The 22,483-nt window shown below is 70.1% G+C and carries 16 protein-coding genes; 13 read left to right on the top strand and 3 right to left on the bottom strand.

Translation table 11 applies throughout. The features are described from left to right. The first annotated feature begins 21 nt into the window (after window positions 1-21). Together ACF07V_RS21930 and ACF07V_RS21925 are read left to right on the top strand one after the other, a co-directional pair. Window positions 22-696, top strand: coding sequence for a response regulator (locus ACF07V_RS21930; RefSeq protein ID WP_392156393.1), 675 nt, complete (start codon window positions 22-24; stop codon window positions 694-696). A 17-nt stretch (window positions 697-713) separates the two neighbouring features. Next, a complete protein-coding gene (locus ACF07V_RS21925) occupies window positions 714-1,892 on the top strand; it encodes a cytochrome P450 (RefSeq protein ID WP_392156392.1) in 1,179 nt (392 codons plus the stop codon). 142 nt (window positions 1,893-2,034) lie between these two features. On the opposite strand, the gene ACF07V_RS21920 is transcribed toward ACF07V_RS21925, so the two are convergent. Beyond that, a complete protein-coding gene (locus ACF07V_RS21920) occupies window positions 2,035-3,030 on the bottom strand; it encodes a Gfo/Idh/MocA family oxidoreductase (RefSeq protein ID WP_392156391.1) in 996 nt (331 codons plus the stop codon). A gap of 140 nt (window positions 3,031-3,170) precedes the next feature. Between ACF07V_RS21920 and ACF07V_RS21915 the strand changes: the two genes are divergently transcribed. The 7 genes from ACF07V_RS21915 to ACF07V_RS21885 all read left to right on the top strand — a co-directional run bounded on the left by ACF07V_RS21915 (window position 3,171) and on the right by ACF07V_RS21885 (window position 9,575). Further along, window positions 3,171-3,890: a GntR family transcriptional regulator gene (locus tag ACF07V_RS21915; protein ID WP_392156440.1), complete on the top strand. Its 720-nt coding sequence runs from the start codon at window positions 3,171-3,173 to the stop codon at window positions 3,888-3,890. A gap of 88 nt (window positions 3,891-3,978) precedes the next feature. Beyond that, window positions 3,979-4,998 carry a sugar ABC transporter substrate-binding protein gene (locus ACF07V_RS21910; RefSeq protein ID WP_392156389.1) on the top strand — a complete coding sequence of 340 codons (1,020 nt, stop codon included), beginning with the start codon at window positions 3,979-3,981 and terminating at the stop codon, window positions 4,996-4,998. Then, window positions 4,995-6,050 (top strand): ABC transporter permease, encoded by a 1,056-nt coding sequence (locus ACF07V_RS21905; RefSeq protein ID WP_392156388.1) that lies wholly within the window; start codon window positions 4,995-4,997, stop codon window positions 6,048-6,050. Before ACF07V_RS21910 ends, ACF07V_RS21905 begins: the two co-directional genes overlap by 4 nt. Beyond that, window positions 6,047-6,841: an ATP-binding cassette domain-containing protein gene (locus tag ACF07V_RS21900; protein ID WP_392156386.1), complete on the top strand. Its 795-nt coding sequence runs from the start codon at window positions 6,047-6,049 to the stop codon at window positions 6,839-6,841. Before ACF07V_RS21905 ends, ACF07V_RS21900 begins: the two co-directional genes overlap by 4 nt. Window positions 6,842-6,898: 57 nt before the next feature. Beyond that, on the top strand, window positions 6,899-8,074 hold the full coding sequence (locus tag ACF07V_RS21895; protein ID WP_392156384.1) for an ROK family glucokinase: 1,176 nt from the start codon (window positions 6,899-6,901) through the stop codon (window positions 8,072-8,074). Beyond that, complete coding sequence (locus ACF07V_RS21890) at window positions 8,071-8,649, top strand: hypothetical protein (protein ID WP_392156382.1); 579 nt, start codon at window positions 8,071-8,073, stop codon at window positions 8,647-8,649. The genes ACF07V_RS21895 and ACF07V_RS21890 overlap by 4 nt, the downstream gene beginning before the upstream one ends. An 86-nt stretch (window positions 8,650-8,735) precedes the next feature. Next, a complete protein-coding gene (locus tag ACF07V_RS21885) occupies window positions 8,736-9,575 on the top strand; it encodes a YhjD/YihY/BrkB family envelope integrity protein (RefSeq protein WP_392156380.1) in 840 nt (279 codons plus the stop codon). A 73-nt stretch (window positions 9,576-9,648) separates the two neighbouring features. Here ACF07V_RS21885 and ACF07V_RS21880 read toward each other — a convergent pair whose 3' ends face one another. Both ACF07V_RS21880 and ACF07V_RS21875 read right to left on the bottom strand, forming a co-directional pair. Further along, entirely contained in the window at window positions 9,649-10,191 is a 543-nt protein-coding gene (locus ACF07V_RS21880) for a hypothetical protein (protein ID WP_392156376.1), read from the bottom strand. Continuing rightward, on the bottom strand, window positions 10,185-17,774 hold the full coding sequence (locus ACF07V_RS21875; protein ID WP_392156438.1) for a DNRLRE domain-containing protein: 7,590 nt from the start codon (window positions 17,772-17,774) through the stop codon (window positions 10,185-10,187). Before ACF07V_RS21875 ends, ACF07V_RS21880 begins: the two co-directional genes overlap by 7 nt. Window positions 17,775-19,219: 1,445 nt before the next feature. On the opposite strand from ACF07V_RS21875, the gene ACF07V_RS21870 reads away from it, so the two are divergent. The 4 genes from ACF07V_RS21870 (at window position 19,220) to ACF07V_RS21855 (ending at window position 22,463) form a co-directional block, all read left to right on the top strand. Then, a complete protein-coding gene (locus ACF07V_RS21870; RefSeq protein WP_392156374.1) occupies window positions 19,220-20,470 on the top strand; it encodes an alpha/beta fold hydrolase in 1,251 nt (416 codons plus the stop codon). Window positions 20,471-20,480: 10 nt separating this feature from the next. Continuing rightward, window positions 20,481-21,113, top strand: a complete 633-nt coding sequence (locus tag ACF07V_RS21865) for an MBL fold metallo-hydrolase (RefSeq protein WP_392156372.1) — start codon at window positions 20,481-20,483, stop codon at window positions 21,111-21,113. 45 nt (window positions 21,114-21,158) lie between these two features. Next, a complete protein-coding gene (locus ACF07V_RS21860) occupies window positions 21,159-21,938 on the top strand; it encodes an exodeoxyribonuclease III (RefSeq protein WP_392156370.1) in 780 nt (259 codons plus the stop codon). 81 nt (window positions 21,939-22,019) lie between these two features. Further along, on the top strand, window positions 22,020-22,463 hold the full coding sequence (locus ACF07V_RS21855; protein ID WP_392156368.1) for a DUF6278 family protein: 444 nt from the start codon (window positions 22,020-22,022) through the stop codon (window positions 22,461-22,463). Window positions 22,464-22,483: the final 20 nt, after the last annotated feature.

Below are 22,483 nucleotides of genomic sequence, written 5' to 3'. Positions count from 1 at the left end.
GGCGCGGCTACCGTGGCCCCCATGACCATCCGGCTGATCATCGTCGACGACGACCCCCTGGTCCGCGCGGGCCTCACCCTCATGCTCGGCGGCGCCGAAGACCTCCAGATCGTCGGCGAGGGCGCCGACGGCCGCGACGTCCCCGAACTCGTCGCCCGGCACGCCCCGGACGTCGTCCTCATGGACATCCGCATGCCCCACGTGGACGGCCTCACCGCCACCGAACGCCTCCGCGCCCTCCCCGGCGCCCCCGAGGTCGTCGTCCTCACCACCTTCCACGCCGACGAGCAGGTGCTGCGCGCCCTGCGGGCCGGAGCCGCCGGATTCGTCCTCAAGGACACCCCGCCCGCCGAGATCGTCGCCGCCGTCCGCCGGGTCGCCGCGGGCGATCCCGTGCTCTCGCCGGCCGTCACCCGTCAGCTGATGACCCACGTCACGGAACAGCGGGAGCGGCCGGACCGGCGTGCCACGGCCGCCGGCCGCCTCACCGAACTCGCCGACCGCGAGCGGGACGTGGCCGTCGCCGTCGGACACGGCCGCTCCAACGCCGAGATCGCCAGCGAGCTCTACATGAGCGTCCCCACGGTCAAGGCCCACGTCTCCCGGATCCTCGCCAAGCTGGGCCTCAACAACCGCGTCCAGATCGCGCTGCTCGTCCACGACGCGGGCCTCATCGACACGGACCGGAACGACTAGTCGGATAGTCTGCTTCGATGTCCGTCATCGAACTGGGGGAGTACGGCGCGGACTTCACCGCGAACCCGTACCCCTTCTACGCGAAGTTCCGTGAAGCCGGCCCCGTCCACGAGGTGCGGATGCCGGACGGCTTCCAGTTCTGGCTGGTCGTCGGCCACGAGGAAGGGCGCGCGACGCTCACCGATCCCCGGCTCGCCAAGTCCCCCTCCGTCATCGGCGTCCGGCCGCCGGAGGAGGACATCATCGGCGTCCACCTCCTCTCCGCCGACGCCCCCGACCACACCCGGCTGCGCCGCCTGGTCACGGCGGAGTTCACCGGCCGACGCGTCGAGAGCCTGCGCCCCCGCATCGAGCGGCTCACCCACGAACTCGCCGACGCCATGGAACCGGCCGGACGCGCCGACCTCGTCGACGCCTACGCGTTCCCGCTGCCGATCACCGTGATCTGCGAGCTCCTCGGCGTCCCCGCCGGGGACCGCGAGACCTTCCGCAGCTGGTCGAACGAGCTCGTCACCCCGACCGGCGAGCGCGGCATCCTCGACGCCCTGGAGGGCTTCGGCGGCTACCTCGACGGACTCATCGAGGACAAGCGGGCCGCAGGACCCGCCGACGACCTGCTCTCCGGCCTGATCGCCGCCCGCGCCGAGGACGGCGACCGGCTCTCCGGGCCCGAACTCCGCGCCATGGCCTACCTGCTGCTCATCGCCGGCCACGAGACCACGGTCAACCTGATCTCCAACACCGTCCGCAACCTGCTCTCGCACCCCGAGCAGCTCGCCGCCCTGCGCGCGAACCCCGACCTCCTCGACGGGGCGATCGAGGAGTCCCTGCGGTACGACGGCCCGGTGGAGACCGGCACCTTCCGCTTCACCCGGGAGCCCGTCGCCATCGGCGACACCGTCGTCCCCGCGGGACAGAGCGTCCTCGTGGCGATCGGCGCGCTCGACCGGGACCCGGCCCGCTTCCCCGAGCCCGACCGCTTCGACATCCGCCGCGACACCAAGGGCCACCTGGCCTTCGGCCACGGCATCCACTACTGCCTGGGCGCCCCGCTCGCCCGCATGGAGGGCAGGATCGCGCTGAGGACGCTCCTGGACCGCTTCCCCCGGCTCGAACTCGACCCCGAGGGCGCGCCCTGGGAGTGGCTGCCCGGCCTCCTCATGCGCGGCGTCCGCCGGCTCCCGGTCCGGTGGTGACGCCGCCGGTCCAGCCCAGGACCCGCACCGGAACCCCCTCCCGCCGCGACCGCTTGTACGCGTCGACCCGCACCGGAACCCGCTCCCGCCGTGACCGCTTGTACGCGTCGACCCGCACCGGAACCCGCTCCCGCCGCGACCGCTAGTGCGCGTCCACCCGCACCGGAACCCGCTCCCGCCGTGACCGCTCGCACGCCTCGGCGATCCGGAGCGCCGCCAGGGCCTCCCGGCCGTCGCACGGGTTGGGCGCCTCGCCGCGCACCAGGCGGACGAAGGCGTCCAGCTCCGCCTCGTACGCGGGGGCGAACCGCTCCAGGAAGCCGGGCCAGGGCTTGCCCGGTGCGGGCGGGCCCTGCGGCTCCACCGAGGCGAGCGGGGACCGGTCGTCCAGGCCCACCACGATCTGGTCCCGCTCGCCCGCCAGCTCCATGCGGACGTCGTACCCGGCGCCGTTGCACCGGGTCGCGGTCGCCGTCACCAGCGTGCCGTCGTCCAGGGTCAGGACGGCGGCGGCCGTGTCGACGTCGTCCGCCTCCCGGAACATCGCCGGGCCCGCGTCCGAGCCCGTCGCGTACACCTCCACGACCTCCCGACCGGTCACCCAGCGGACGATGTCGAAGTCGTGCACGAGACAGTCGCGGAACAGACCGCCGGAGAGCGGCAGGTACGCGGCGGGCGGCGGCTCCGGGTCGGAGGTGACCGCCCGCACGGTGTGCAGCCGGCCGAGCCGCCCCGACCGCACGGCCTCGCGCGCCGCCCGGTAGCCCCCGTCGAAGCGGCGCATGAACCCCAGCTGGAGCACCGTGCCCGCCGCCGTCACCGCGTCGAGCGCGGCCAGCGTCCCCGGCACGTCCAGGGAGATCGGTTTCTCGCAGAAGGCCGGCAGCCCCGCGCCGGCGGCACGGGCGATCAGCTGCGCGTGCGCGGCCGTCGCCGAGGCGATCACCACGGCGTCCAGGGCGTGCCCGAGCAGCGCGTCCACGTCCGCCGCCGCCTCCGCGCCGAGCGCCCCCGCCACCCCGGCCGCCCGGACGGGGTCCGCGTCCGCCACGATCAGCGACTCGACCTCCGGGTGCCGGGCCAGCACACCCGCGTGGAAGCTCCCGATCCGTCCCGTACCGATCAGTCCGATGCGCATGGCCCCACCGTGGAGCCGGGCGTACCCAGGTGTCAAGGATTTGTCAGGACAACCGGACGTCACGACTTCCCGTCATCAGCGCCCCGGGCTACGCTCCCCCCGTGCCCAAGCAGTCCGGCTCCCCCCTGCCCCCGCTCTCCGTGGACCGCACCAGTCCGGTCCCGCTCTACTTCCAGCTCGCCCAGCAGCTGGAGAGCGCCGTGGAGAACGGGACGCTCGCCCCGGGCACCCTCCTCGGCAACGAGATCGACCTCGCCACCCGCCTGGGCCTCTCCCGGCCCACCGTCCGCCAGGCCATCCAGACCCTCGTCGACAAGGGCCTCCTGGTGCGCCGCAGGGGCGTCGGCACCCAGGTCGTGCACAGCAGGGTCAGGCGCCCGATGGAGCTCAGCAGCCTGTACGACGACCTGGCCGCCGCCGGGCAGCGCCCCGCCACCCGGGTCCTCGTCAACCGCCTCGAACCCGCCGCGGGACCGGTCGCGGCCGCCCTCGGCGTACCGGAGGGCACCGAGGTCCACTACCTCGAACGGATCCGTACCGCGCACGGCGAGCCCATGGCGTACCTGTGCAACCACCTGCCCGCCGGGATCATCACCCCCGACACCGCACAGCTGGAGACCACCGGCCTCTACCGCATGCTCCGTTCCGCCGCGCTCACCCTGCACAGCGCCCGGCAGTCCGTCGGGGCCCGCGCCGCGACCGCCGAGGAGGCCGCGCTCCTCGACGAGGCGGAGGGCGCCCCCCTGCTCACGATGGAGCGCGTCACCTTCGACGACACCGGACGCGCCGTCGAGTACGGCTCCCACCTCTACCGCGCCACCCGCTACTCCTTCGAGTTCCAGCTGATGGTCCGTCCGTAGCCACTCGAGGGGGCCCCTGACCAGTGCCAAGACCCGCATGACCGATACTGCAATGCACGCAGAAGGACACAAAGGAGGGCACGGTCTCGTGACCAGGCTTCGGACAGGAGGGGTACGCGCCGCAGTCGGCGCCGTGCTCGCCCTCGCACTCACCGCGGCGCTCGCCGGGTGCAGCAGCACCGGCGGAAAGCGGGCGGAGGACGCCCGCAAGGCCGCCGAGGCCCAGGGCAGGGCGGCCGTCGACACCCCCCGGTGGACCTTCGCCATGGTGACCCACTCGGGCGACGGCGACACCTTCTGGGACATCGTCCAGAAGGGCGCCAAGCAGGCCGCCGTGAAGGACAACATCAACTTCCTCTACGCACACAGCGACGAGGCCCAGCAGCAGGCGCAGCTGATCGACTCGTACGTCGCCAAGGGCGTCGACGGGCTGATCGTCACCCTCGCCAAGCCCGACGCGATGAAGGCCGCCGTGGAGAAGGCCGTCAAGGCCGGCATCCCGGTGATCACCGTGAACTCGGGCGCCGAACAGTCCAAGGCCTACGGGGCGCTCACCCACATCGGCCAGGACGAGACCGTCGCTGGCGAGGCCGTCGGCGAGGAGCTCGACAAGCGCGGCAAGAAGAAGGCCCTCTGCGTCCTGCACGAGCAGGGCAACGTCGGCCACGAGCAGCGCTGCGCCGGTGTGAAGAAGACCTTCGACGGCGAGCTCGTGAACCTGTACGTCGACGGCACCAACATGCCCGACGTCAAGGCCTCCATCGAGGCCAAGCTCCAGTCCGACAAGGCCGTCGACGCCGTCGTCACCCTCGGCGCCCCCTTCGCCGACACCGCCGTCCAGGCCGCGAAGGGCGCCGGCAGCAAGGCCGAGGTCGACACCTTCGACCTCAACGCCAAGGTCGCGACCGCCCTGGAGGCCGGCACCCTCGGCTTCGCCGTCGACCAGCAGCCCTACCTCCAGGGCTACGAGGCCGTCGACCTGCTCTGGCTGTACCGCTACAACGCCGACGTCCTCGGCGGCGGCAAGCCGGTCCTCACCGGCCCCCAGATCATCACCAAGGACCAGGCCGCCGCGCTGAAGCAGTACGCGGATCGGGGCACCCGATGAGCTCCACCGCCCCGCCGTCGGACGGAGTCGACCACGTCGACGAACGGCTGCTGCGCACCACCCCGCTGAAGAAGCTGCTCGCCCGCCCCGAGCTCGGCTCGGTCGTCGGCGCGATCGCCGTCTTCGCCTTCTTCGCGCTGGTCGCCGACAGCTTCCTGAACCCCTCCAGCCTCGGCACCGTCCTCTACGCGGCCTCCACCATCGGTATCATGGCCGTCCCGGTCGCCCTGCTGATGATCGGCGGCGAGTTCGACCTCTCCGCCGGTGTCCTGGTCACCAGCTCCGCGCTGGTCTCCTCGATGTTCAGCTACCAGATGACGGCGAACGTCTGGGTCGGCGTCGGCGTCTCGCTGCTCGTCACCCTGGCGATCGGCGTCTTCAACGGCTTCATGCTGACCCGCACCAAGCTGCCCAGCTTCATCATCACGCTCGGCACCTTCCTCATGCTGACCGGCCTGAACCTGGGCCTCACCAAGCTGATCAGCGGCACCGTCTCCACCAAGAGCATCGCCGACATGGAGGGCTTCCCCTCCGCCCGCAAGCTCTTCGCCTCGGAGGTGACGATCGGCGGCGTCGAGTTCAAGGTCACCATCCTGTGGTGGTTCGGCCTCGTCGCCCTCGCCACCTGGATCCTGCTCCGCACCCGCTTCGGCAACTGGATCTTCGCCGTCGGCGGCGGCGCCGACGCGGCCCGCGCGGTCGGCGTCCCCGTCTACCGCACGAAGATCGGCCTCTACATGGGCGTGGCCTTCTGCGCCTGGATCTCCGGCCAGCACCTGCTCTTCTCCTTCGACGTCGTCCAGTCCGGAGAGGGCGTCGGCAACGAGCTGATCTACATCATCGCGGCCGTCATCGGCGGCTGCCTGATCACCGGCGGATACGGCTCGGCCATCGGCTCGGCGGTCGGCGCCCTCATCTTCGGCATGACCAGCAAGGGCATCGTGTACGCCGAGTGGAACCCCGACTGGTTCAAGTTCTTCCTGGGAGCGATGCTCCTCCTGGCGACCCTGCTGAACGCCTGGATCCGCAAGCGCGTGGAGGCGACCAAGTGACGACCGACACCGCCCCGCTGGTGCAGCTCGACGACGTCAGCAAGTACTACGGCAACATCCGCGCCCTCGAAGGGGTCTCCCTGGAGGTCCGCGCGGGCGAGATCTCCTGCGTCCTCGGGGACAACGGCGCCGGCAAGTCCACCCTCATCAAGATCGTCGCCGGCCTCCACCGGCACGACGCCGGAACCTTCCGCATCGAGGGCGAGGAGGTCACCCTCGCCAACCCGCGCGACGCCCTCGACCGGGGCATCGCCACCGTCTACCAGGACCTCGCCGTCGTCCCCCTGATGCCGGTCTGGCGGAACTTCTTCCTCGGCTCCGAGCCCACCAAGGGCTCCGGGCCCTTCAAGCGGCTCGACGTCGGCCTGATGCGGTCCACCACCCGCGAGGCGCTGCTCCGCATGGGCATCGACCTCCGGGACGTCGACCAGCCGATCGGCACCCTCTCCGGAGGCGAGCGCCAGTGCGTGGCCATCGCCCGCGCCGTCCACTTCGGCGCCAAGGTCCTCGTCCTCGACGAACCGACCGCGGCGCTCGGCGTCAAGCAGTCCGGGGTCGTCCTGAAGTACGTCGCCGCCGCCCGCGACCAGGGTCTCGGCGTGGTCCTCATCACGCACAACCCGCACCACGCGTACCTCGTCGGCGACCGGTTCGTCCTCCTCAAGCGGGGCGTCATGGCCGCGAGCCACACCAAGGACTCCGTCACCCTCGACGAGTTGACCCGGCAGATGGCCGGCGGCAGCGAGCTGGAGGACCTGCGCCACGAGCTGGAGCGGCCGACCGGCACATGACCGCCCCCGGCGCGACGTGACGGCCCCTTCACACCCCACCTGGCAGAATCGGAGCCGATGAGTACCTACCGTGACCTCGCCCACCGGGGAGCCGCCCGCGGGACCGTGCTGCGCACCGTCGGGACCCGGGAGCGGCGCTCCCACCTGACCGCGCCCAGGGTGCCGACCGTCGGCATCGACATCGGCGGTACGAAGGTGATGGCCGGCGTCGTCGACGCCGACGGCAACATCCTGGAGAAGCTCCGCACCGAGACCCCGGACAAGTCGAAGAGCCCCAAGGTCGTCGAGGACACCATCGTCGAGCTGGTCCTGGACCTCTCCGACCGGCACGACGTGCACGCGGTCGGCATCGGCGCGGCCGGCTGGGTCGACGCCGACCGGGCCCGGGTCCTGTTCGCCCCGCACCTCGCCTGGCGCAACGAACCCCTCCGCGACGCCCTCCAGGGCCGCCTCGCCGTCCCCGTCATGGTCGACAACGACGCCAACACCGCCGCCTGGGCCGAGTGGCGCTTCGGCGCCGGACGCGGCGAGGACCACCTCGTCATGATCACCCTCGGCACCGGCATCGGCGGCGCCATCCTGGAGGACGGCCAGGTCAAGCGGGGCAAGTTCGGCGTCGCCGGAGAGTTCGGCCACATGCAGGTCGTCCCCGGCGGCCACCGCTGCGCCTGCGGCAACCGCGGCTGCTGGGAGCAGTACAGCTCGGGGAACGCGCTGGTCCGCGAGGCCCGTGAGCTGGCCGCCGCCGACTCCCCGGTCGCGTACGAGATCATCGAGCGGGTCAAGGGGAACGTCCCCGACATCACCGGCCCCCTGATCACCGAGCTCGCCCGCGAGGGCGACGCCATGTGCGTGGAGCTGTTCCAGGACATCGGCCAGTGGCTCGGCGTCGGCATCGCCAACCTCGCCGCCGCCCTCGACCCCTCCTGCTTCGTCATCGGCGGAGGCGTCTCCGCCGCCGACGACCTGCTCATCGGCCCCGCGAGGGACGCCTTCCGCCGCCACCTCACCGGCCGCGGCTACCGTCCCGAGGCCCGCATCGTCCGCGCCCAGCTCGGCCCCGAGGCCGGGATGGTCGGCGCCGCCGACCTCGCCCGGCTCGTCGCCCGCCGCTTCCGCCGCGCCAACCGGCGCCGCGTCGAGCGGTACGAACGGTACGAGCGCTACGCCCAGGCCCTGCGCAACGGGACCTCGGGCCGGGCCGCCCGTACCCCCGAGGACCCCTCTTCATGACCGTGCCCCACCAGTCCGCCCCGCCCCGCCCCCCGCAGGACAAGATGCCCGAGGACCGCCGGCACATGATCCGCCGCCGCTGGCTGACGGCGGTCATCATCGTGCTCCTCGTCGGCATCCCGGCCGGCTACCTGGTCATCTCCGCGGGCCAGAGCCGTGACAGCGGCCGCGACAAGGAGCGCGAGTCCTCGGCGGCCGGCCTCCAGGACAACTGGCCCTCGCTGATGAAGCGCCGGGTCTTCGAGGTCCCGATCCCCGCCGGGGCCTGGGACGTCGCCTACTACGAGACCAGCAACTGGAAGACCAGCCGGCTGTACGTCCAGTTCACGACGACCGCCGGCGGCCTCGACGCCTTCCTGGCGGGGTCCGGGACCTCGCGCGCGGCGCTCACCTCGGGCCGGATCACCGTCGGCGAGCGCGACGCCGACATCGCGGGCTGGTCCTTCGCCGACGGCACGACCTGGGCGGGCACCACCGTGACCCGCGAGAAGCCCCGCCCCCACACCAACATCACGGTCGACCTCACCGACCCGGCCTTCCCCCGCGTGTACGCGGTCTCCACCACCAGCCCCTGACGTCCCCCGGAAGAACCGCCCGGCTCGCGCGGACACGCGGGATCGCATCCAATGGCGGGACGGGCCGGGCGGGGTCGGGAGGCGGGATGTCGTGGGCGACCCGGGTGCGGAGCATCCGGAGCGGAGCCGAGCGCCGCTTTCCCGTACTCACGGAACTGACCGGCCGGCTCGTGAGCGGGAACCTCCTGGACGCGGGCACGCGGCTCGCGGCCCAGGCCTTCCTGGCGGCCGTACCCCTCCTCTTCGCCCTCGCGGCCTTCGCCCCGCTCGCGATCCGCAACCAGCTGGGCGAGTCCCTCCGCGTCATCTTCGGGCTCAGCGGCCAGTCGGAGCACGAACTGCAGCAGGTCCTCGACCAGAACACCACCGAGGGAGCGCGGGAGACCACCGGCGTCGTCGGCGTGCTCGTGGCACTGGTGTCGGCAACGAGCTTCAGTCGCGCCATGGCCCGGGTGTGCGAGCGGGCCTGGGGGCTGCCCAAGGCCGGGACCCGGATCGCGGCCTGGCGGTGGCTCGTGTGGCTGCTCGCCCTGGTCGTCGTGGTGCTTCTCCAGGCCCCCATCCGCAACGGCTTCGGGGCCGGCGGCTGGCTGGGTCTGCCGCTGTTCTTCCTGGTCAACACGGGAGTGTGGCTGTGGACCCAGCACCTCCTGCTCGCCAAGCGGGTCGACTGGCTGCCGCTCCTGCCCGGCGCCGTCCTGGCGGGCACCGCCTCGACCGTCCTCGGCCTCACGGCCCGCCTCTACATGCCGGGCGCCCTCAACCGGGCCCTCGGCGAGTACGGCTCGCTGGGCCTGGTCCTGACCCTGCTGTCCTGGCTGATCGTGGTCTGTGCCGCGATCACCTTCGCCTTCACGATCGGCGCCGTCCTGGCCCGGGAACCCCCGCTCGACCGTTACCTGGGCCTGGACCGCCGCGAGAACTGACCCCCACGACGATCGCCCCCAGGAGACCCTGGGGGCGATCGTCGTTCACGTGCGCGCGCGGATCGGCCGAGGATCAGCCGGCGCTGTCACTCAGGCCCAGCACCTGTGGGTCACGGCCGGGGAAGTCCCCGGGCATGCCGCCCACGTCGATCGTGCGACCGTAGACGCCGGCCAGGAAGGCGACGGCACCGACCGGGAACTCCGACCAGTCGCCGTTGTCCCCGCGTACGACCACCGGCCATGCGTCCGGATCGGCCGGGCTCGTCCTCCAGTAGAAGGTGTCGCCCGAGGAGGACGACGCCCAGGAGATCAGACCACCCGGCTGCGGGAAGGGGACGTAGTCCTCGGTGTCGCCCATCTCGAACAGGTCCTGAAGGATCTCGTCGTCCCTGGCCTCGGACGCCCACAACGCCTCGGTGCCGGGCCGGGGCACGGACACCGTCAGGAAGTCGTCGACGACCAGGACCGGATACGCCTCCGCCAGAGCCCGGAAGTCCGAGGGCAGGGCCGTCCCGAGGACCGACTCGAGCGCGGACCAGTCCACGTCGCGTCCCGCCGCCGCACGCCACGGCAGCATCGCCGGGAGGGCGGCCTCCAGCTCTTCGATTCTCAGCATGTCGTCTGCCAATCCGGGCTGTTCTGTACCACGACGTTGCTGAACAGTACTCCGTCCTCGGTGTACGCGGACATCGTGATGCTGTCCGCGTATCCCGTCGTGTGGCTGTAGTTGACCTTGCCCGTGTACACGACCCACTTGCCGGCCGCGAGCTGCTTCTCCATCTGGATCTCGCACCGCCGCATGCCGCTCTTGTTCATGCGCGAGAACCCGGTGAAGAGGTTCTCGTTGACCCAGTCGCCGCCCACCTTGTCACCGACGATGTGCGTACGGTCGAAGATGTTGCCCCTGCCCGACCGGTTCGTGTTCGACGCGGGGTCCGGGAATCCGTACACGTTCACCGTGCCGGTGTCCCGGGGCGCGAGCGGAGCCTTGAGGTCGTCCGGGCAGATCAGCGCGGTCGCGCCCTGGGCACGACCCTCCCCGTCCAGCGGCTCGTACTGGAAGCGGGACGACTTGGGCGCGTCCGCACACCGCTTCCTGTTGTCCGTGTCCGAGTCCCCGTCCGGCACCGGGATCGGCAGGGGAACCGGCTCGGTCGTCGGCCCCGCCTCCGGCTCGTCGTCCTCGAAGAGGTCGCCGATGCCTTCCACGATCGAGTCGAACGTGTCGTTGATGGCGGTCTGCACGTCCTCGTCGTTCACCACGACCTCGTACGTGACCACCGCGGCGACCGCCACGAGCAGGATCGCGCCCTCGGCGAGGTCGTCGATGAGGGCGAAGTGGCCGTCCAGTTCGACGTTGCTCACGGGGTTGCCGCCGGTGAAGGCGTAGCGGTTGCCGGTGAACGCGTCGACCCCGAGGCCCATGTCGGCCAGCGCGCCGGTGTACATGTCCCGCGTGGTGAAGCGGTTGAGCCCCGGGCTGTAGTCGCGGAAGCCCATGTCGTACGTGCCGGACGCGGTGTCCCAGCGCTTGGCGTTGTACCGGTACGGGTTGTAGTCCTCCTTGGTGGGGTTCTGGGCGTCGGGCTTGTCGATGCCGGTGAACTCCGACTCGTCGTCGCTGCCGTAGGCGGTGTAGCCGTACGTGGCCTTGGTGTCACCGTTCTTGTCGGTCAGCGCGTCGACGTCGGTGTGGCCGTTGTAGCTGTAGTACGTGGCCTCGTCCGTGCCGTCGGTGTGCTTGATCTGGGACAGGCGCTCGCCCCACGGGCTGTACTGGTACGACTTCGACAGCTGGCCGGCGACCTTCTCGTCCAGGACCTCGCCGGAGAGACCCAGGTACTCGAAGTCCGTGGTCTTGCCGTCGGCGGTCGTGGACAGGGTGCGGTCGAGCGGGTCGAAGGTGTAGCGCGTCGACTTCATCGCGCCGGTCGGGTCCGCCTTCTGGGACTCGACGACGTGGTCGAAGCCGTCGTACACGCTGCGCCCGACGACTCGGCCGTTGCTCGTGACCGACTCCTGGCGGCCGAACGGGTCGTAGTTGTACTGGAAGGCCGTACCGGCGACGGACGAGCTCTGCAGCCGGTTGCGGTCGAAGGAGAACGTCGTGGTCGTGCCCTGGACGTTCTGGCTGACGACGTTGGCGTTGTCGTCGTGGACGTACGTGTCCGTCGACGCGCCGTTGCCGGTCTTGACGGACTTGGCGAGCCGGTCGACCGGGTCGTAGGTGTAGTCGGTGGTGGAGTCGAGGTACGCCGCGTGGTTGTCGGCGTCCATCTTCTTCGTGACGTCCTGCGTCGGGTTGCCGTTGCCGTCGTACTGGTAGGTGTGCGAGGCGACCAGCGTGCCGCCCGCCTTCTTCTCCACGGTGGACGCGACCGAACCGTCGAGGAAGTAGGTGCTGTCGACCGTGTTGCCGTTGTCCTTGGTCTGGCGCAGGACCTGGCCGCGGTCGTTGTACGTGTACGAAGTGACCTTGGGGGACGCGTCCGTGGCCGACTTTCCGACCGAGACCGTGTTCGTCAGATCACGGGTGTCGTAGGTGTACTTGGAGAACTGGTCGGGGTGGCTGATCGTGTCCGGCAGGCTGTTGGCGTCGTAGGTGTAGGCCGTGGACTTCTTCTCCTGGCCGGCCAGCGACTCCGTGACCTTCTGGATCTGGTCGAGGCCCGTGTAGGCGATGGTGTAGGCGTCGACCGGCGCACCGGGGGAGGTGTCGTCGATCGACGTCAGGTTGCCGTTGACGTCGTAGCCGTACGCGAAGGCGTGCTTCTCGTTGTCGGTGTCGGCCGCGTTGTCACGGACGAGCTTCACGCCGTCGGCGACGACCGCACCGGCGCTGTTCTGGAACAGCTGCAGCTTGGCCGCGTTGCCCTGGGTGAAGGCGAACGAGCCGAGGCTCACCCAGGCGCCCGGGGTCGTGGTCTGGTTCCTGACGACGTCCGTGGTCGTGCCGTCGGACTTGGTGACCGTGTACTTCGCGGTCGTCGCGGCGCCCGCGACCTGGGGGTAGCGCACGTACGCCGTGTAGGTGCCGTCCTTGGGGATGTTCAGCGTCCACGTGAACGCGTCCGTCCCGGCGCCCGCCGCGTGGACCTGGTGGTCGAAGCCCTGCTGGCCGGGGAGGCTGGCGTGGGTCCAGGTACCGGTGGAGGAGGTGTTCTGGGTGTCGGAGTTGTCGACGAGCGGGACGGCGGTGCCGACCGGCACGCCGTTGTCCGACTTCGACTTCAGCTTGCCGTCCGGGTAGAACGACCAGCTCATCGTGCGGTTGGACGAGCCTCCCGCAGAGGTGAGGGTACGGGCGGTCTGGCGGCCCAGCTCGTTGTAGTCGTACGAGGTGACGATGTCCCACGGGTCCGTCGTCGACTTGGTCCAGCCGTTGTCGAAGTAGCGGTACGTGGTGTCGTTGCGGACCGTCTGGCCCTCGGACGGCGGCAGCGAGGTCCTGGCGACCCGGCCGACGGCGTCGTACTCGGTCTCGGTGTAGACGTTCGGGTTGTTGTAGCGGGCGTCCGCCGGGTCGTACGGCTGGAACTGCTTCACCGGGCGGTTCAGCGCGTCGTACTCGGTCCGGGAGGTGAAGTCGTCGGCGTTCGCCGTCTCCACTCCCCGCGGGGTGATGACCTTGGTGGTGTTGCCGACCTGGTCGTACTCGTACCGGGTCGTCCGGTAGGTGAGCGAGGGGCCGGTGCCCTTGTGCGGGACCTTGACCTCGGTCTGCTTGCCCCGCTCGTCGTAGGTGATCAGGGTCTCGTTGTTCTCGGGGTCCTTGCTGGAGACGACCAGCGAGTCCTTGTCGTAGGTGCGCGAACTCGTGTTCCCCAGAGCGTCGCTGATCGACACCGTCCGGTGATCGAGGTCGTACGACATCCTGCTGGTGTAGTCGGTGGTGTCGGCGGTCGCGTTCTTCTTGGGGTCGACGACCTTGAGAAGGTTGCCGACGTTGTCGTACTCGTAGGAGATCTTGTCGCCGACCGCGTTCACCACGGAGACGAGCTTGTAGAGCTCGTCGTAGGTGTGGGTCGTGACGTAGTCGCCGGAGTCCCCGGTGGTCGCGGTGCCCTTGGGCTGCACCGTCGTCCTCAGATGGCCGGTCCTGTCGTAGGTGTAGTCGGTCCTGCGTTCGGGACCGGTCGGCGTGTCCTTCGGGTCCGTCGACGTGACCATCTGGTCCGCGGCGTCGTACACCGCGGTGGACACCGCGCCGTTGGGTGCCGTGGACGAGGTGATGTTGTCGTTGGCGTCGTAGACCGGGGCCTGGAGGGTGATCAGGTCACCTGCGGCCTGGTCCTTGGGCACGGTCTTGACCAGCGGACGGCCGAAGGTGTCGTACGACTGCGTCGTCTTCTTCCCCAGCGCGTCGGTGACCTCGGTGACCTGCCCGCGCACGTCGTAGACGAACGCCGACGACTTGCCCAGCGCGTCGGTGATGCTGGACGGGTAGCCCGTCGGGCCGAAGCCGCTGTTGGTCGTGGGGTGTCCGTTGGCGTCCGTCGCCTTGGTCAGCTCGCCGTACGCGTCGTACTCGTACGACGTGGTGTAGTCACCCGCCGTCGCGGTGGCGACGCCCTTGGGGTCGGTGACCGTCTTGAGGTTGCCGAAGGTGTCGTAGCCGAACTGCCAGGCGCGGCCCGCTCGTGACGTCTTGCGGAAGAGGTCCGCGGAGAAGCCGTCGGCACGCGTCTGGTACTCGAACTTCGCCGCGTTCGCCGGCCACTTGGTGGCGTCGGAGACGCAGGTCACCGTCTGGTCCGGCACACCGGCCTTGTTGTTCTCCGCGTCGCGCTGCCAGAGCGGATAGCCCGTCTTCTGGTCGTAGCAGTACGCGGTCTTGGCGCCGTTGGCCTCCTCGAGGTACGTGACGTTGTTGTCGGCGTCCCACGACATCTTCGTGGTCTGCGACTTGGGGTTCGTCGTCAGGACCGGGCGGCCGAAGTCGTCGGTGACGTAGTCCGTGCCGTGGTTCTCGGCGTCGGTGACCCTGGTGGCGGTGAACTTGGGATTGCCCGCGTCCACCGCGTAGGTGTAGCCCGTGGTGCCCTGGATGCGATCGGTGATCGTCTTGGTCCACCAGTGGTACTTCGGGTCGTCACCGGTCTGCGGGTAGTTGTACGCCAGCGACGTGGCGTTGCCGCGCGGGTCGGTTGCCTTGACGAGCTTGACGTTCTTGTTGCCCTGGGTGGCGTCGTACTCGAAAGCGAAGACCTTCGGCTGGGTGGAACCGGCGCCGTCGGTGAGCTTGGTGAGCAGGCCCTTGTCGGAGTACTCGAAGGCGACCTTGCGGCCCGAGATGTCGGTCATCGACTTGATGTGGTCGATGACCTTCGGGTTGGAGCTGTCGGCCTTGGAGTAGTACTCGACGGTCAGCGACTGACGGCCGGCCGGGTCGGTGATGTACTTGAGGAACTTGGTCGGCTTGTTGTTCGACTTGCGTTCCTCGTAGGTGTACGTCTGCGTGTTGCCGTTCTTGTCCACGACCGAGGTCATGTAGCCGTCGCAGCCGAACACGAACCGCGTGCCGTCCGGACGACTCATCGTCCAGGCGTCCGGGATCGGGTCCTTCAGCGGGGTGCAGTCCAGACCGGGCTTCGCGGTCAGCCTGTAGTGGACACCGGCGGGGGCCTTCCAGGAGCCGTCGGGCTGCTCACGGAAGACGTGGGTGGTGCCGTCGCCGTCCGGGAGACGGATCTCGGTCGGGTGCGGCTTCGGGTGGAACTCCAGCGGCGCGCCCAGACGGACCGGGCCGGAGGCCTGGAAGGACCAGCCGTAGCCGGAGACGGTGTCGGAGGTGTCCTGGCTGTTGTACGCGAACCGGGCGAAGGTGGTGATGCCGCGGCCGGGGTTGGTGAACGCGTTGTACTGCCAGACCAGGTTGCCGGACGCCGTGTTGTTCATGACGGTCGAGCCGGCGCCGGTGTTCTTGCCGGTGTAGGAGTAGAACTTCTCCATGCCGAGCTGGTTGGAGGTCGGGTCCTCCACCGCCACGTTCTGCGCGAGACCCGGGATGCCCGACGTCCCCGAGGTCCAGGTGCCGGTCGTCTTGTTGTAGACGTCCCAGGTCAGGACGTAGTCCGTGCGCTTGTTGCCGTTGTCCGAGTTGATCGGCGTCTTCACCACGGCCTGGAGGTCCACGCTGTCACCGGGGACGACGTTCGACGGCAGAGCGGTCTGGACCTGGTTGCCTCCGGTCGTCACGTCCGTGCCGTCGGGCAGCGTCCACTTGTAGGTGAGGACGTGATCGGCCGAAGTCCAGTTGGCTGCGGTGGTGTTGGTGAGGCTGAAGTCGACGGTGTAGTCGGTGTTCGGGGTCATGCGCGCGGGGGTCTGCGGCGCGTAGTACGTCGACTCGGTGGTGGAGTCGATGTAGGTGACCGCGATCCTGGGCCGGAGCTTCGGCTCGGCGCCCTCGGACGACAGGAACAGCGTGCGCTCCTGCCGGGCGACCTCGTCGGCCATCTTGATGGCCACGCCCTTCTGGGAGGAAGGGGTGTTCACCCAGGACTGGGCGAGCGAGGTGACGTCCCAGTTGTGGCGGGCTGGGTCGTTCGTCATCGCGCCGACATCGCCGACGGAGGCACCGAAGTCACCGCCCTGCACGGCCCAGTTCGTGGCCGCATCCGCCTTCACCCAGGTGGCCGACTCGTCGAAGTCGCGCGTCAGCGGCCGCAGTTCGTAGACGGCACCCGTGGTGTCCTGGGAGGTCTGCGTGGACCAGAGGCGGACATCGGCCTCCAGGACCCGGGCCGTGGTGGGAATGCCCAGGGCCGGGAACTTCAGCAGGGCCCGCGTGTCCTCGTAGGTGGCGGAGTTGTTGCCGACGCTCAGCCAGTTCTTCGGGCCGCCGTCGTCGAAGGTGTCGTGCGCGAGCGTGGGCTGCGCCGAGGACAGAGTCGTGTCCTGCGACGCGAACAGCACCTTGATCGTGCGTCCGGCCTTCGGCAGACGCACGAGCTGGGTCGGTGCTGCGACGACCTGCCCGTCCTTCGTCTTGACCGCGACCATGTAGTAGTACGCACGGCCGTACGGGTCGGGGTCGTCGGCCTTCGTCGGCGTTGCCGAGGTGTCGGTGTACGACGTCGTGCCCGGCGTGACCGGGGCGACGAGCGTGGCGGCCGACGGGGTGAAGGTCTGGCTGACCGAGCGGTGGACCTGGTACTCGACGATGTCGTCGCCGGTACCGACCGGGTCCTTGTCCTGATAGGCGGACCAGTTCAGCTCCGCGCCGGTGTCGTGGATCGTCGTCGGGACGGAGAGGTCGACGCCCTGACGGCCGAAGGTGAGGACGAGCCGCGGGTAGTTCGCGGTCTCGCCCTCGTAGGCGTACTCGCTGCCCTCGTACCGGGGACCGCCCTTGGGGCCGTTCGCGGACTCGTCACCGGCCTTGATCACGAAACCGTTGTTCGTGTACGTCCCGTCGATCCACTGCTGGACCGTCTTGGTCACCGGGAAGGAGTGCCAGGTGTTCAGCTCACCGGCCTGCTTGGTGACCACACCGCCCTTGGTGAAGCGGACGGCGTCGGCGATCACCGAGGTGGTCGTGGAGGCCGGCCCGTCGCCGAGGACGATTTTGCCGAGCGTTCCGGCCTTGAACGGGTGGGAGCCCAGCGTCTTCCACACGCCGGCCGTGCCGGCCGCCTGGTTGACCAGGTACTGCTTCGTGCCGCCGTCGTAGGTGACGGTGTACGGAGCGTTGGTGGCACGGTCGGAGGCCGGGACGTAGTGCGTCTCGACCTGGTAGGTGCCGTCCTCGGGAAGACTCGGCTGCCAGGTGTACGTGTCACCCGCGACCGAATCCTTGTTGTACATGTACGTCTGGTTCACCGCGTACTGCGTGTACGCCGTGTTCCCCGACGCCGGCCAGGCGCCGACGGCGGCGGTACGCCCGGCGTCGCCGTTGTCCACCACGACCGCCGTGCCCGACAGTTCACCGGTGATCGCGTTGGCGTTGCTCCAGGTCGCACCCGACTCCGTCCACGCCTGCGTGGCGCGGTGCGCCTCCAGCTGGACCTCGGTGTCACCCGTGGTGTGCGTCTGGTCGAAGTACATCTTCAGATCGGCCGAGTCCAGCTTGGTGCCCGCCGGGATGCTGCTGACCGGGAACCGGATCAGCGCACGCGAGGCACCCGTGGAGGTGTTGCCGACCGACAGACGCCAGTTGTCGTCGTAGTTCGTCGTCGCACCGTCCGACGAGATCATCACGTCCTGCGCCGTCGACGGCGTCGGAGCGATCGAGATCGTCGGATCGATCGTGACCGGGTACTGCCGCTCCGGCGCGGCCAGCCACTTCGCGTCCGGCGTGACCGACAGCTCCCAGCCCTTGCCGACCCGCGTCAGCTTCTGCCGCACGGCGGAGCTGTAGGCGGAACCGTACGCGGCCTTCGCGTCCTTCTTCGCGTCCGTCATGAACGCCGCCGGGATGACGAGGACCGGGTCCGCGCCCTCACCGAAGAAGGAGATCGAGCCGTCCTTGTTCTGCCTCGGCGTCAGACCACCCGCGTCCAGGGTGAACGTGAAGGACACCGGACCGGACGGCTTCGCGTCCAGGACGATGTTCTCCTTCACCCGCCCCGAACCCACCTGGTACGACAGATCCGCACCGGACACCGCGTCCTTGTACGAGACCGTGTCGCCCTCGGCCACCGGCGCGAGCTTCCCCGCACCCTTCAGGCCGAGCGTCACCGCATGACCTGCGCCGGCCTGGAAACGCAGCAGACGTTCCGCGTCCGAGCCGAACCAACTGGACGCAGCATTCGTCGTATTGGTGAAGGCGTAGCCCTTGGCATCGGACGGAACGACCGTCGCGTCGATGTCCTTCCAGGACTTCCCCACCCGGTAGCCGGTCGGGACGGCCGACACCTCGGCCTGCACCCGGCCGTCGGACAGCTGCCAGTACCGCGCGTTCGCCGTCCGTTTACCCGTCAGCTCCGCGACGCGCTTCGGCTTCGCCGCCGCTTTACCCTTCGGCAATTTCTCCCGGCTCGGGAGAACTGGAGTCCCTCCGGTCGACGGCTCGACCGGCTTTGCCGGCTCGGCCTTGTCATCCGTGTCGGAGAGCCAGCCCGAGAGGGCATCAAAGATGCCCGTATCACCGTCATCCGAAACCGGAGCCGCATAAGCGACTTGTGGCAACATGGTGCCGGCCACGGCCGAAACCACGAGGCAGGCTATCGCCCGCCCGTATTTCAGTCTCACGCCAATCCCTTCTCCAGCACCCTTCCATTTCGGGCGGAAAGGTGCGTCGGGCGCGCCGGCACGGGCATTTCCGTCGCCGGTCGCGATGGATCTGACCTCGGTCGCAGCACCGCAAGACATGCCAAACCAGGCCACCTCGTAGGGGAGAGTGACCTCTTTTTGCGGTGCGCCGATCGCGGCGGGGGGATTCTGCATCACGGAGTTGATGCGCCGTCAACTGATAACCCATTTCGGGCAATCCGGGATTCCGGCTCCGGCGTGTGACGTAATGTTCCCGAATTCGCATCCGGTGCGGCGAAGCCCCGAGACCGGATCAAGATCGATTTCGTGGACGAGGTGCGCCGAAGTGGGAGGGCCTGCGTTTCGGCTTCTCCGTCGGCGCGCGTACGGGAGCCCCTGGGTTCGACCCGGCGATGTGGGGGATCGTGAGGGATGAGAGGGTCTTGCGGGTGAGTGAGACAGCGACGAACACCCTGCAATACCGTGTCGACGGGCGCGAGGACGCCCCGGTCCTGGTCCTTGGGCCGTCCCTCGGTACCACCTTCCACATGTGGGACCGGCAGATACCGGAGCTCACCCGTGACTGGAGGGTCGTCCGGTTCGATCTTCCGGGGCACGGGGGCGCGCCCGCGGAGCCCTTCACCTCCGTCGCCGAGCTCGGCGACCGGCTCCTCGCCACGCTCGACGCGCTCGGCGTGCAGCGTTTCGGCTACGCGGGCTGTTCCCTCGGCGGTGCCGTCGGCCTCGACCTCGCCCTCCGCGCGCCCCACCGGGTCGCCTCGCTCGCCCTGGTCGCCACCTCGCCCCGGTTCGGCACCGCCGACGAGTTCCGGCAGCGCGGGGTGATCGTGCGGGCGAACGGTCTTGAGCCGATGGCCCGGACCGCGCCCGAGCAGTGGTTCACCCCGCTCTTCGCCGGCGCGCAGCCCGCCATCGTGGACTGGGCCGTCCAGATGGTCCGGACGACCGACCCCGCCTGCTACATCGCCGCCTGCGAGGCCCTCGCCGTCTTCGACGTCCGTGAGGCCCTCGGCAGCATCGGCATCCCCGTCCTCGTGCTCGTCGGCTCCGAGGACCAGGTCACCGGCCCCGCCGAGGCCCGCACCCTGGTCGCCGGGATCGCCGACGCCCGGCTCGCCGTCGTGCCGGGCGCCTCGCACCTCGCCCCGGTCGAGCAGCCCGCCGCCGTCACCGACCTGCTCACCGAGCACTTCTCCGGCATCGTCCCGGAGACCAGTGGCACCTTGGCCGTGCCTCCGCCGCCCGTCCCCGTCGTCGAGCCCGCCCCGGCCTTGTCCGAGGCCGAGCCCGCCGAGGCCGGCCGGCCCGACCCGTACGAGCGGGGACTCGGACTGCGCCGTGAGGTCCTCGGCGACGCCCATGTCGACCAGGCCCTCGCCGACGACCCCGACGGGGCCTTCCAGGAGCTCGTCACCCGCTACGCCTGGGGCGAGGTCTGGAGCCGTGAGGGGCTCGACCGGCGCACCCGCAGCGTCGTCACCCTCACCGCCCTCGTCGCGGGCGGCCACCGGGAGGCCCTCGCCGACCACACCCGCGCGGCCCTCCGCAACGGTCTGTCGCCCGAGGAGCTGCGCGAGATCGTCCTCCACGCGGGCGTGTACTGCGGCTTCCCGGCCGCCGAGACGGCGCTGCGGGTCGTCTCCCGCGTCATCGCGGAGGAGACGACGCCCCCGGCGTAGCCTGGGCCCCGTGAAGCTGACGAAGAAGTCCCACGCCTGTGTGCGGCTGGAGAAGGACGGCCGCACGCTCGTCCTCGACCCGGGCATGTTCACCGAGGAGGACGCCGTCCTCGGAGCCGACGCGCTGCTCGTCACCCACGAGCACCCCGACCACTTCGACGAGGGCCGGCTGCGCGCCGCCCTGGAGGCCAACGAGGCCGCCGAGATCTGGACGCTGCGCAGCGTCGCCGAGCGGCTCTCGGCAGCCTTCCCGGGGCGGGTGCACACCGTCGGGCACGGCGACACCTTCACGGCGGCGGGCTTCGACGTCCAGGTCCACGGCGAGCTGCACGCGGTGATCCACCCGGACATCCCGCGCATCACGAACGTGGGCTACCTCGTCGACGGCGCCGTCTTCCACCCCGGCGACGCGCTCACCGTGCCCGACCACCCCGTGGACACGCTGCTGCTGCCCGTCATGGCCCCCTGGAACAAGATCTCCGAGGTCATCGACTACGTGCGCGAGGTCAAGCCGCGCCGGGCGTACGACATCCACGACGCCCTGCTCACCGATCTCGCCCGGCCCATCTACGACCGGCAGATCGGCGAGCTCGGCGGCACCCACCACGCGCGTCTCGCGTCCGGGGCGTCCGCCGAGCTCTGAGCGGCGCGAAGGCCGACTGTCACACCCCGCCAGTAGGCTTGCGCCATGCGCATCGCCACCTGGAACGTCAATTCGATCACCGCCCGACTGCCCCGGCTCCTGGCCTGGCTGGAGAGCAGCGGCACCGACGTGCTGTGCATCCAGGAGACCAAGTGCACCGCCGAGCAGTTCCCCACCGAGGAGCTGCGCGAGCTGGGGTACGAGTCGGTGGTCAACGCCACCGGGCGGTGGAACGGCGTCGCCCTGGTCTCCCGGGTGGGCCTGGAGGACGTGGTCACCGGGCTGCCCGGCGGCCCCGACTACGAGGGCCTGCAGGAGCCGAGGGCCGTCTCCGCGACCTGCGGCGGCGTCCGCGTCTGGTCGGTGTACGTGCCGAACGGCCGCGAGGTGGCCCACGAGCACTACGCGTACAAGCTGCGCTGGCTGGAGGCGCTCAAGGCGGCCGTCGCGGAGGACGCGGCGGGGGAGCGCCCCTTCGCGGTCCTCGGCGACTACAACATCGCCCCGACCGACGAGGACGTCTGGGACATGGCCGTCTTCGAGGGCGCCACGCACGTGACGGAACCGGAGCGGGCCGCGCTCGCCGGGCTCCGCGACACCGGCCTCGCCGACGTGGTCCCGCGCCCCCTCAAGTACGACCACCCCTTCACGTACTGGGACTACCGCCAGCTCTGCTTCCCGAAGAACAAGGGCATGCGGATCGACCTGGTCTACGGCAACAAGCCCTTCGCCGAGGCGGTCTCCGACAGCTATGTCGACCGCGAGGAGCGCAAGGGCAAGGGCGCCTCGGACCACGCGCCCGTCGTCGTCGACCTGGACGTCTGACCGGATCTTCCGACCCGGCCGCGGAGATCATCTCCGCGCGCCGGGTGGTCGACCGGGAGGTGACGGTGCGAGGCTGTTCGGATGAACATCCCGTTTCTGGACAACTGGCGCAAGCGGCATGAGCCCGAGCCGGCCGGCTCCCCCCTGGCCGCGGCCTTCGACCGCGACCCGGAGGGAGTGGCCGAGCTCCTCTCCGAGTGCGAGCTGCTGCGCTCCCGTGTCGAGGAGGCCGGGGTGGCCCTGGACGACACCCCGCGCTCCCTGCAGGAGCTCGACCAGCTGCCTCCCCGCTGGCGAAACGATCCGGAGGAGCTCCCCTGGTTCGGGAACGACGCGGGCCTCTACCTCGGCACCGTGATCGTCCGGAACGTGCCGGGCGCCCAGTGGCAGGTGTGGCCCGGCGGCGGACCCGTCGTGCGGCTCGCCTCCGGCAGGGAGATCCAGGTCGTCGAGGCCGGTCTCGACTGGGCGATCACGGGCGCGCCGCAGCTCTCCCAGGTGTACGCGGAAGCCTCCGAGTACTGAGCCCGGTCCGCGGCCGGTGA

Origin of the sequence: Streptomyces sp. NPDC015661 (assembly GCF_043077765.1) — a bacterium.
Lineage (GTDB): Bacteria > Actinomycetota > Actinomycetes > Streptomycetales > Streptomycetaceae > Streptomyces.
This window is presented reverse-complemented; position numbering and strand designations above follow the sequence as displayed.